The 5697-nt window shown below is 59.4% G+C and carries 3 protein-coding genes and 1 pseudogene; all 4 read left to right on the forward strand.

All coding sequences use genetic code 11. From position 1 onward, the window contains the following. Positions 1–3222, forward strand: a 3222-nt coding sequence (locus RT018_RS13970; protein ID WP_312942903.1) for a cytidyltransferase-related domain protein, incomplete at its 5' end; no start/stop codon positions are given. A gap of 116 nt (positions 3223–3338) precedes the next feature. Then, positions 3339–3845, forward strand: a complete 507-nt coding sequence (locus tag RT018_RS13975) for a hypothetical protein (protein WP_312942904.1) — start codon at positions 3339–3341, stop codon at positions 3843–3845. A gap of 3 nt (positions 3846–3848) precedes the next feature. Next, positions 3849–5099 carry a lactate dehydrogenase gene (locus RT018_RS13980; RefSeq protein ID WP_312942905.1) on the forward strand — a complete coding sequence of 417 codons (1251 nt, stop codon included), beginning with the start codon at positions 3849–3851 and terminating at the stop codon, positions 5097–5099. Beyond that, a pseudogene (locus tag RT018_RS13985) lies at positions 5096–5697 on the forward strand (NADPH-dependent oxidoreductase); the annotation flags it as partial. The gene RT018_RS13980 and the pseudogene RT018_RS13985, both read left to right, overlap by 4 nt.

The following is a 5697-nucleotide window of genomic DNA, read 5'->3' on the forward strand; positions in this document are numbered from 1 at the left end:
GTGGAGGATGGGGCTGCCTTCGCCCTGATGGATACGGTAGTGAGTTTCCCCCTGTCCCAGTGCGTAGGAGACGAGCTGCGGATTTTCACCGACTTTGCCCTGTACTGGCTGGAAAACGGCGCGGAAAAGCAAAAGGCCGCCGCCATGCGCCTTTTACGCCACCTGCTGGAGGCCCTGCCGGAGGGCGCGGCAGCGCGGACACATATCCGCGCTGCCGTGGCAGAGGCAGATTGCGGCGTGAGTGCGCCCCTTCTGTTCTTGCAAAGCCAGCTGGGTCGCCGTCTGGGACTGGACACAGCGGAACAGAACGGCTTTTTGAGCCGACAAAGCGCCGTCAGCGGCGTATTTCTGGATAATCTGAAAACTGCCACACCGTGGATATTAAAGGCCGTGGGCGTGGAATATCTGCTGGAGCAGGTGGAGCTGGGCAACCACCAGAATGTGCTTCACATCGCCACGCATTTTTCAAACCTCATGAAGGTCAGCGAAAACATGGTGGTCCGGCAGGCAGCAGGCGCTTCTCTTTTAAGCCTTGCCCCTGTGCTGACGCCTGCGAGGCGGAATGAAATCGCCGTGGAGCTTTCCAAATCTTTGGAAACCGAGGATGCCGACAGCTCGAAATACATCCCCGAATATCTGGGCCGTTTTTCGCTCTGGCTTCCTCCGGGAGAGCTGGACGAGCTGGTGAGTCAGATGGAATTTCTGCTCTCCACACCCTTGGCGGGAGTTGTGTCAGCGGCGCTGCGAACCATCGGCTCCATGCTGGAATATTACGCGGTATACCAGCAGCGCTTCAGCGAGGATGAATACGCCGTCTCCGCCCGGCGGGACCGGCTGGCAGGCCTGCTGCTGCGGGGGCTTGCATCCTGTCGGGAGTCCGTCCGCCAGACCACCCTTCACATTTTGGGAGACGGGCTGTTTGCCTCCAATTCCTTGGACTATGAGGACAAGAAAGCCCTGTTTATCCTGATGTCCAAAAAAATTCTCTTCCTGATGAACGAAATTCAAGAGCGGGAGCTGACGTTTTTTTACGCCGCGGCCACTCTCTCTCATATATACCGCTTCATTCTGACCCACGAGCTGGACGATGGACCCTTCCGCTTTTCTCCCCCGCCTGCGGCTGCGTTTTTCCCCGGCACCTTTGATCCCTTTTCCCTGTCCCATAAGGGGATCGTGCAGGCCATCCGGGATATGGGCTTTGAAGTCTATCTTGCCATTGACGAGTTCTCCTGGTCGAAAAAAGCGCAGCCATCTCTGGTTCGGCGGCAAATTGTGTCCATGTCCGTGGCGGATCAGTTTGGCGTGTATCTCTTTCCCCACGACATTCCCGTCAATCTGGCCGATCCCCAAAGCCTGAACTGTCTCCGGGAGGTATTTTCCGGCCGGGAGCTGTATCTGGCCGTGGGGTCCGACGTGGTGGCCAATGCCTCGTCCTACCGGGCAGCCCCCGTGGAAGGGTCCGTACAGCATCTCAACCACATTGTCTTCCGCCGCTCCAGCGACGCGGATGGGGTGGAAATTGATCCGGATCTGGGCTGCATTCAGGGCAAGGTGCTTCAATTGGAGCTGCCCACTCAACTGGAGGACATCAGCTCCACCCGTATCCGGGAAAACATCGACCTTGGCCGGGACATCTCCAATTTGGTAGATCCCACCGTGCAGGATTATATCTACCGCAACAGTTTATATCTCCGAGAGCCGCAGTATAAGCACGTTCTTCGGGCCAGTGATTTGGATTTCTCCTTCGCGGAGCGGCCTGACCGCGACCTGCTGGAAGAGCTGTACGCCGCCGTGGGGGACGAAACACACCTATTCACCCATCCAGAGCGGGGCGATTCCCTCATGATCCTTCGCTTGCAGGGCCCACGGCCCCGCGTGCTGGGCTTTTTGACTCTGCGGACGGTGAACACCGCCACCTTGTACGACGCGCTGGGAGACGCGGGCCTTGCCGACTATGTGCGCAAGCGGACCGCCGGGCGCATCGCCCTTTTGACGGGATTGTATATCGCAAAATCCTGCGGAGCGGCCTACGATGTGGGCCAATTGCTATTGACCGAGGCGCTGAGCCGGGCAATGGTATCCGACTGCGGATACGCCGTGTGGCGGCCCGCCTCAGGAAAAATTGACCCCGTGACGCTGGATCTTCTGCAGCGGCAGGGCTTTGTTCTGGCCCCCCAGAGCGACGCAGGCCCGCTGCTGCTGACGGATATGCGCTCCCCTTCCGTGCTGATTCAGAACATTCCCACCACCCTGAAAGAGCCGTTTGCCTCCAACCCACAAGTACTCTCCGCCGTGCGCAAGGCCCATGAGAATTTTCAGCGGGCCATCTGCAATCTGTATCCCGGCGTGCTGGTGCTGTCCTTAAACGCGGAGGTCATCTACCACCGGTTGGTGGGCCGCATTGTGGAGCTAAACGGCGTTCCCTCAGAACCTACCCATCCCCGGGTGCTGGGAGAAAATATGTGCGTCCCCTTCGGAAAAATTCTCCGAGGCAACGCCATCCCCAACACCGTCACAAAAACCATTCACACGGACAAGGTGTTCGCGCAAGATTTAAGCTCTTTCACCATTGCCCCCTTCCCCCGGTACGCGCCGCTGGAAAGTCAAATTCGCACCGTCAAGGCGTTTCACCGCCCCGTGATTCTGGTGGACGACCTGCTTCACACCGGCAACCGCATCAATGCGCTGGACCCGTTGTTCCGCGCGGAAAATCTGGAGATCGACCGAGTGCTGGTGGGCCTTTTGTCGGGCCGGGGTCGGGATTTGATCCTGTCCAAGGGGCGGAACATCGACTGCGTATATTTCGTGCCCAACATGCGCTCCTGGTTTGTGGAGTCCACCATGTATCCCTTCATCGGCGGGGACACCGTGGCCCAAAACGGCGAGGACCAGCCCCAGCTCACTCCGTCCATCAACATGATTCTACCCTATGTCTATCCCCGGTTTTACCGGGGCTGCGCACAGGCGGCTGTGTTCAATTTCTCCCGCGTCTGCCTTGAAAACGCACGGGACATTCTGCTGACGCTGGAGGGCGAATACCGTCGCACCTATGCCCGGAATCTGACCCTTTCCAGGCTCAACGAGGCGGTGATTCTTCCTCTTGCCCCGGACAAGGGGCGCTGCCTGCACTACGACATGAACCTCTCCGCTTCCCAATGTCTTGAAACTGATTTGGGACTGCTGCTACGGATGGAAGAGATGGAGCGGAGGCCACAGCCGTGAGGTAGAAACGGACGGCGGCATTTTTACTGCTGGCGGTAATCCTCACCGCCGGGCTATGGGTCTTTCGGGACAGCAGCCTGCATTACCGACTTAGAAACTCCCAGCGCACGGAGGGTGTGGAATTTATTCCGAATTATCTAACCACGCAGACGTTTGCCTCCGGCTTCGACTGGGATGGAGTGTCACCGGAAATTTCAGTGGTCATTCCCAACACCATGGAATTTTATAACTCCTCCAGAACCTTCCATGTTACAAAGTTGGGCGGCTTTTATGGTAGAGATGTTCCCTGCGCGTTCAGCCCCATGCTGCCGGTGGGAAGCGGGGCAGGGCAGGTGATTTTCTCTGAGCCCAATGAGCTGGCATCGGCGCGGGAGCGGTATCCAGACGCACCCGTACGGAATTTGACCGCACATCTTATTGTGGGGCAGTATCTCTCCGACGTTCCGCTGCCTGCCGCTTCCCTGCTCTATCGGGAACAGGAAGGCGACGGCGCCATCTGGCGCGTGGCCTATGGGGTAGACTGCGACAAAAACAACCAGACCTTTTATTCCGAAAACGGCAGGCTGTATCTCCGGGCGAACGACACGCCCGTGGCACAGCTTCGCTATGGGGAGGATGGATAACGAATGGTTTACTACTATACCTATCAGGGCAAAAAATACGCATCCTTGGAAAGTCTGGCCCTCCTCGCCTGCGGCGAGCCCCGGGAGGAGGAGGACGTGACATTTCTCATCAACCGCCCGCCGGAGCACCGCCGGGCAGGCTTTCTCGTCACGGACCCCCGCCAGCTCACCGCCAAGGCAGACGGCGTGGAGTGGCTGGACAGCCGTCGCATCGACGCCCCCGTCCCCGACCTTCCCAAGGGCATTTCCCGGCGGCTGTGGGCCGGAGAGCTTCAAGCCGCCAACTTCCGCCATCCCCGCTGGGAGCAGGCGGCGAACCGGACGGAAAAGCGTCAGCGTAACCGCCGGCGGGTGCACCTGCTGGCAGTGGGCGATGTGGGGAGCACGTTGCTCACGGCGCTGAAGCTTTTGGGCGGCGACTGCATCGGTACCATCGGCATCTGCGATTTAAATGAAAACACCGTCGCCCGATGGGTTTCGGAAATGGGCCAGATATCCTGGCCGTGGGACTATGAGGCCCTACCCAAGGTGGAGGCCGTACAGCCCAAGCATCTGTTTGACTGCGACGTGTTTTTATTCGCGGCGGCAAAAGCCATCCCCCCAGTGGGCAGCCAGGTGCAGGACGTGCGAATGGCCCAGTTTGCCGCCAACCGCCCCTTGGTGGAATCCTTTGCCCGGCAGGCGCGGGAAGCCCGGTTTGATGGGTTGTTCGCCGTTCTTTCCGACCCCGTGGATCCATTGTGCAAGGCGGCGTATCTGGCCTCCAACACCAATCCCGGCGGACAATGGGATGGAATGGGACTTTTGGCCGAGCAGGTGCAGGGCTACGGGCTTGGCGTGATGAACGCCCGCGCTGCCGCGCTGGCTCAGAGCGACCTGCGCTTCCTCTCCTTCCTGTCCGACGGGCGCAGCTTCGGTCCTCATGGGGAGGGGCTTGTAATTGCAAATTCCCTGAAAAAGTACGATGACGAAATCTCCCGGGAGCTGACGGAGTTGGTAAAAACCGCCAACCTCCGCATCCGGGATTTGGGCTTTAAGCCCTTTGTGGCCCCAGCCGTGTCCTCCGGAGCCATGCAGCTTTTGCTGACCTTGCGAGGGCAGTGGCACTGCGGGTCCGTGTGTCTTGGGGGCGTGTGGTTCGGCGTGCGCAACCGGTTCACCTCCAAAGGACTGGAAACAGAATCCGTCAACCTGCCGGACGCGCTGTTCGCCCGCCTTAAAGAAACAGAGGCCACGCTGAAGGCGATCCTATGAGTATGCTGACATTGATTTGCCCCGGTCAAACCGCGTCCCACCGGTATGCTTCGGCCCTGCGGGAGGGCCTGCGGGACATTCCCTGTCAGGTTGTAACCTCACTTTCCGGCCCGCCCCCAACCCAGCGGCTTCTCTTCGCCGTTCCGCTGGACGAAAGCGGCGTAAACCACGAATACTATGATCTGCTGGCTTTTCTACGAACTCATCCGGGAATTCTTGCGGGGTGCGTAGGCGGAGTTTTGGCGGACGGCGTGGGAGACCTCTATACCAAAGCCGCCGCTCGGGAACTGACGCTGGCGGCAAACAGTGCGGGCTGCGCTTTTCCCGGCCGCCCGCTGGTGGAAGCGGTGGGCTCCCTTTCAAACTTTACCGTGCAGGCCAAAAATGCGGGCTGCAATCTGGAAGCGGCCTACCGTCTGGCCGTTCGGGATTTGGCGGAGCGGATTCTGCACTTCTCCCCTCCGAAATTGGAAAAACCCAAGCTGCTGGCGCTCCATGCTTCCAGCCATCGCACGTCCAACACGCTGGACCTTTGGCGAAGCGTGCAAAAGCGCCTGGGAGACGCCTGCACCGTCACGGAAATCGGCCTACGCAATGG

The organism is Oscillibacter sp. (assembly GCF_032060045.1).
In the GTDB taxonomy this organism is placed as follows: domain Bacteria; phylum Bacillota; class Clostridia; order Oscillospirales; family Oscillospiraceae; genus Oscillibacter.